General features: G+C 54.1%; 5 protein-coding genes and 1 pseudogene. 5 read left to right on the top strand and 1 reads right to left on the bottom strand.

The annotated features are described in order from the left end of the window. From ABJQ89_RS17020 to ABJQ89_RS17005, 4 genes and pseudogenes are all read left to right on the top strand, one after another. Positions 1-225 (top strand): annotated as a pseudogene (locus ABJQ89_RS17020) (biotin--[acetyl-CoA-carboxylase] ligase); the annotation flags it as partial. A 15-nt stretch (positions 226-240) separates the two neighbouring features. Then, entirely contained in the window at positions 241-1,014 is a 774-nt protein-coding gene (locus tag ABJQ89_RS17015) for a type III pantothenate kinase (RefSeq protein ID WP_348497350.1), read from the top strand. 7 nt (positions 1,015-1,021) lie between these two features. Then, a complete protein-coding gene (locus ABJQ89_RS17010) occupies positions 1,022-2,689 on the top strand; it encodes a ribonuclease J (RefSeq protein WP_348497349.1) in 1,668 nt (555 codons plus the stop codon). Next, on the top strand, positions 2,686-3,342 hold the full coding sequence (locus ABJQ89_RS17005) for an HAD-IA family hydrolase (protein WP_348497348.1): 657 nt from the start codon (positions 2,686-2,688) through the stop codon (positions 3,340-3,342). The genes ABJQ89_RS17010 and ABJQ89_RS17005 overlap by 4 nt, the downstream gene beginning before the upstream one ends. A gap of 9 nt (positions 3,343-3,351) precedes the next feature. Here ABJQ89_RS17005 and ABJQ89_RS17000 read toward each other — a convergent pair whose 3' ends face one another. Beyond that, positions 3,352-3,810, bottom strand: a complete 459-nt coding sequence (locus ABJQ89_RS17000; RefSeq protein WP_348497347.1) for a MarR family transcriptional regulator — start codon at positions 3,808-3,810, stop codon at positions 3,352-3,354. Positions 3,811-3,891: 81 nt separating this feature from the next. On the opposite strand from ABJQ89_RS17000, the gene ABJQ89_RS16995 reads away from it, so the two are divergent. After that, complete coding sequence (locus ABJQ89_RS16995; RefSeq protein WP_348497346.1) at positions 3,892-4,476, top strand: hypothetical protein; 585 nt, start codon at positions 3,892-3,894, stop codon at positions 4,474-4,476. Positions 4,477-4,503: the final 27 nt, after the last annotated feature.

Raw genomic sequence — 4,503 nt, 5'->3', positions numbered from 1 at the left:
GCAAGCGCCTATGCACGGCTGGAGCACCAATTTGTGACGTATGGTTTTGCGCCGATCCGCGAAAACTGGCTGGCGCGCGCTGCTAAATTGGGCGAAGTGATCATCGCGCGCACGAGCACCAATGAAACGACGGGCACATTCGAAACCGTTGATGCATGGGGCAACCTTGTGCTGATGACGCCCAAAGGCCGTGTGGCAATCGCCGCTGCGGATGTATTTTTCTAAGATTGGAGATGCGCCATGCTTCTCGCTATTGATTGCGGCAACACAAATACTGTTTTCTCAATTTGGGACGGCAAAGAATGGCTATGCACGCTGCGCACGTCGACCCATCATGGCCGCACGGCAGATGCCTATTTCACATGGTTCTCTACCTTGGTGTCGCACTATAAGATCGATCTGAACATCACCGATGTTGTGATTTCTTCAACCGTGCCGCGTGTTGTGTTTAACTTACGCGTTTTTTCCGACCGTTTCTTTGGATGCCGCCCCTTGGTCGTGGGCAAGCCTGAATGTCTTTTGCCCATTGCACCGCGCGTTGATAGCGGCACGCAGGTTGGGCCGGATCGCCTCGCCAATGCGGCGGCGGCCTATGATCGTCATGGCGGCAATGTGGTGGTTGTGGATTTTGGCACGGCGACCAATTTTGACGTCGTCGCAGAAGATGGTGCCTATGTGGGCGGCGTGATTGCACCGGGGGTGAATCTATCGCTTGAGGCGTTGCACAGCGGCGCGGCGGCGCTCCCGCATGTCGATATTGCGCAGCCAGCGCATGTAATTGGCACAAATACTGTTGAATGCATCCAATCAGGTGTCTTCTGGGGCTATACGGGCCTCATCGAAGGTATTACGAACCGGATCAAGAACGAATATGGCAAGTCGATGAAAGTGGTTGGCACAGGCGGTCTTGCCCCGCTGTTTGCAACCGCAGAAAACTTGTTCGACGTGATCGAAGATGACCTGACAATGCATGGTCTGATCGTGATCCACGAGCATAATAAGAAGAACGGATAAGTTCAAAATGAGCGCAGAGCGTTTGATCTACCTTCCCCTCGGCGGGGCGGGTGAAATTGGCATGAATGCCTACGTCTATGGCTACGGAAAGCCAGGCAAAGAAAAACTGATCCTTGTGGATCTTGGTGTGACCTTCCCCGATATGGATGGCACCCCCGGTGTGGATTTGATCCTGCCGGATATCACATGGCTCAAAGAGCGCCGTAATGATCTGCAGGCGGTGTTTATTACGCACGCCCATGAAGATCACGTTGGCGCGGTTGGCCATTTCTATGAACAGCTTGGCGCGCCGATCTATACCCGTGCGTTTACGGCGAATATCGCCCGTCGCAAGCTGGAAGAATACGGTGTTGAGGGAAAAGCGGTGCGTACTGTGTCGCCTTGGCCGGAAACCACCAAAGCGGGTCCGTTCGAGATTGGCTTCCTGCCGATTTCACATTCGATCCCCGAAAGCTCTGGTCTGTTGATCGATAGCCCTGCGGGCCGTGTGCTGCACACTGGCGATTTCAAACTCGACGAAACGCCGATTGTCGGCGAAGCCTTTGATGAAAAGCTGTGGCGCGATGTTTCCAAAGATGGCGTGAAGGCGCTGGTTTGCGATTCAACAAACGTGTTTTCGCAAACGGCGGGTCGTTCAGAGATCACTGTTGGTCCAGAGATCGTAAAGCTTATTGGCGAACAGCCGGGCATGGTCGTTGCGACGACCTTTGCATCGAACGTTGCACGGGTGAAAACGCTGGCGGATGCCGGTGTGCGGGCAGGGCGCTCTGTTGTGCTTTTGGGCCGCGCTATGCGCCGCATGATAGAAGCTGCGATTGAGACGGGCGTCTTGCAAGATTTCCCAACTGTGATCAATCCAGAAGATGCAGCCAATCTGCCGCGTGAGAACGTGATGCTGCTGGTGACGGGCTCACAAGGCGAGCGGCGCGCCGCCTCTGCGCAGCTCGCGCGCGGCAAATACCAAGGATTGACGTTGAAAGAGGGCGACACGTTCCTCTTCTCTTCCAAAACCATTCCTGGGAACGAGCGCGGCGTGATCCGCATCATCAACCAACTCTCTGAAAAGGGTGTTGATGTGATTGATGATAGCTCGGGCCTTTACCACGTCTCTGGTCACGCAAACCGCCCTGATCTGGAACGCATGCATGAGATCACGCAACCGCAAATGTTGATCCCGATGCACGGCGAACATCGCCATCTGCGCACACACGCGAAGATCGCGAAAGATAAAGGGATTGAAGGCGTTGTGGCTGTGAATGGCATGATGGTTGATCTGTCAGGCAATCAGCCCAAGGTCGTCGATTACATCGAAACGGGTCGCACCTATCTGGATGGGTCTGTTCAAATCGGCGCGCTGGATGGTGTCGTGCGCGACCGTATGCGCATGGCGTTGAACGGCCATGTTACTGTGACGCTAATTTTGGATGAAAACGACGAAATGCTGGGCGATCCGTGGTGTGAGGTCATGGGCCTTGCCGAGCAGGGTAAATCCCGCGCGCCGTTGATTGACGTGCTTGAGGAAGACCTGAGCCAACTTATCGGACGCAGCAACAAAAAGACGTTGCGCGACGAGGCGAAACTTGATGAAGCCATCAAACGCTGCGTGCGCCAATCGGCGCGTGCGGAAGTCGGCAAGAAACCAGAAGTCACCATCGTGGTCAGCCGTTTGTCATGATCTCAGTGCCTATCGTCTTTGATCTGGATGGCACGCTGATTGATAGCCTTCAGAGCGTGACGAAAGCTGCGAATGCGCTGCTGGCCCAATATGGGCTGGCGGCGATACCTGAGACGCAAGTGGCGGGATACGTTGGCTTGGGGGAGCAGGTGTTTATCGACAAGCTGATCGCGGATACCGCGCTTGATGCGTCGAGACGATCATCGATCATGGACGATTTCATCGCGCATTATGTTGTCGTGTCCAAGAAAACGGTTTTGTTCGAAGGCGTTATCGAAATGCTTACGCGCTTTCAGGAGCGCGGTATCCCCATGGGGCTCTGTACAAACAAGCCTATGGCGGCGTTGAAACCGGTTTTAGAAGCCACAGATATGGCGCGGTTCTTTAACGTGGTTGTGGCTGGCGATAGCTATGCAGTGCGCAAACCTGACGCGCTGCCACTGAATGCGTGTTTTGATGAATTAGGCGGGCATGGTGTCTATGTAGGCGATAGCCCCGTAGATGCGCAGACGGCGTTGAACGCGAAGGTGCCTTTCGCGTTATTTTCGGAAGGGATCCGGACCGTGCCGGTCACAGAAATCCCGCATGATGCGTTGTTCGACGATATGAGTGCGCTGGATGCGATCTATGATCGGCTATCCAAAAGCCTTTAACCTGCGTGATTAAAGACGGTTGCTGTCCATCCAACCGACCAAGCGAAACAACTGACCTGTAAGCGCGGCGATGTCTTCATCGCTCCACCCTTGGAGCATATCGACGTAGTCGGGTAGTAGCGCACGTTGAATATCAATCAAATGCGCCTGTCCCGTTTCAGTGAGAAACACCTGTTTTGAGCGTGCATCGCCTTGTGTGGCTTCAAAGCGTGCCCATCCCATTCCTTCAAATTTGCTGACCATCTTGGACACAGCGGGCTGCTTGACTTCGACCGCGGCGGCGATGGCTGTCACGCTTTGCCCCTCTGGCATACGGCGGGCGAGGTGATTCAAAACAGAGAATTGCGCCTCAGTCAGTCCGAATCGATCAAGGAAAACCCCCATGCGCGTGCTGAACAGCTGGGTGCTGATGCTAAGAGCAGCGCCTAATTTCGCATATTTTTCAACGTCTTTAGGGGGCTTTGTCATTTTTTAGAACTTTTCGGCTTGATTTGTATTCTGTGGAATGTAATTAATATTCCACGGAATGCAAATTAAAGGAACGATCCCATGTTTTCGACTTTGACACAAAAGATCACATCTCTTTCCCTTCGCTCACATGCGCTCGGTACCGCTCTGAGCTTTGGTGCGTTTCAAGGCACACGCATCTATTTGGACACGCTTTACGCCGCCTCGCGTCACCCTGTGGACTTTGCGACTGGGCAGCTTGCCTTCGATGGGGCCACGATTTTGGGCTATTATGACAGCATGCGAGCAGGCGGTACGTTCAGCGTCTATGTGCAAACGCAAATCTTCGACTTTGCCTTTATCCTGTCCGTTATGGTGTTCGGCCTGATGTTCGGCACGTTGATTGCGCGATTGGGGCAGGGGTATGTCGTGCCACGCAAAGCGGGGATTGCAGCGGCTACATTCGCGGTTTTGGGCGGATCACTGGACGCGCTTGAAAACTTGGTTTCTTTTGCACTGATGCAGTTCGAGACCCAAATCCCACAAGTGCTGGCGCTGATCTATTCTAGCTTTGCCGCGGCCAAATTCGCCTCTCTCACAACGGCGATGGGTCTTGCGTTGATTGGCATCGTGGTTGGTTTGATCTGCGCTGTAGCGCGACGCTTAAAGCGCCCGTCGCTTGCCTAAGTCAACAAAAAGGCCCCGACCTACAGA

Origin of the sequence: Planktotalea sp. (genome assembly GCF_039984035.1) — a bacterium.
Classification (GTDB): domain Bacteria; phylum Pseudomonadota; class Alphaproteobacteria; order Rhodobacterales; family Rhodobacteraceae; genus Planktotalea.
Note: the sequence above shows the minus strand (reverse complement) of the source record. Positions and strands in the feature narration are given on the sequence as shown.

What these genes read in the sequence shown, in the direction of transcription:
- ABJQ89_RS17015 (WP_348497350.1), top strand. Translation starts at nt 241, where the DNA reads ATGCTTCTCGCTATTGATTGCGGCAACACAAATACTGTTTTCTCAATT.
- ABJQ89_RS17010 (WP_348497349.1), top strand. Translation starts at nt 1,022, where the DNA reads ATGAGCGCAGAGCGTTTGATCTACCTTCCCCTCGGCGGGGCGGGTGAA.
- ABJQ89_RS17005 (WP_348497348.1), top strand. Translation starts at nt 2,686, where the DNA reads ATGATCTCAGTGCCTATCGTCTTTGATCTGGATGGCACGCTGATTGAT.
- ABJQ89_RS17000 (WP_348497347.1), bottom strand. Translation starts at nt 3,810, where the DNA reads ATGACAAAGCCCCCTAAAGACGTTGAAAAATATGCGAAATTAGGCGCT.
- ABJQ89_RS16995 (WP_348497346.1), top strand. Translation starts at nt 3,892, where the DNA reads ATGTTTTCGACTTTGACACAAAAGATCACATCTCTTTCCCTTCGCTCA.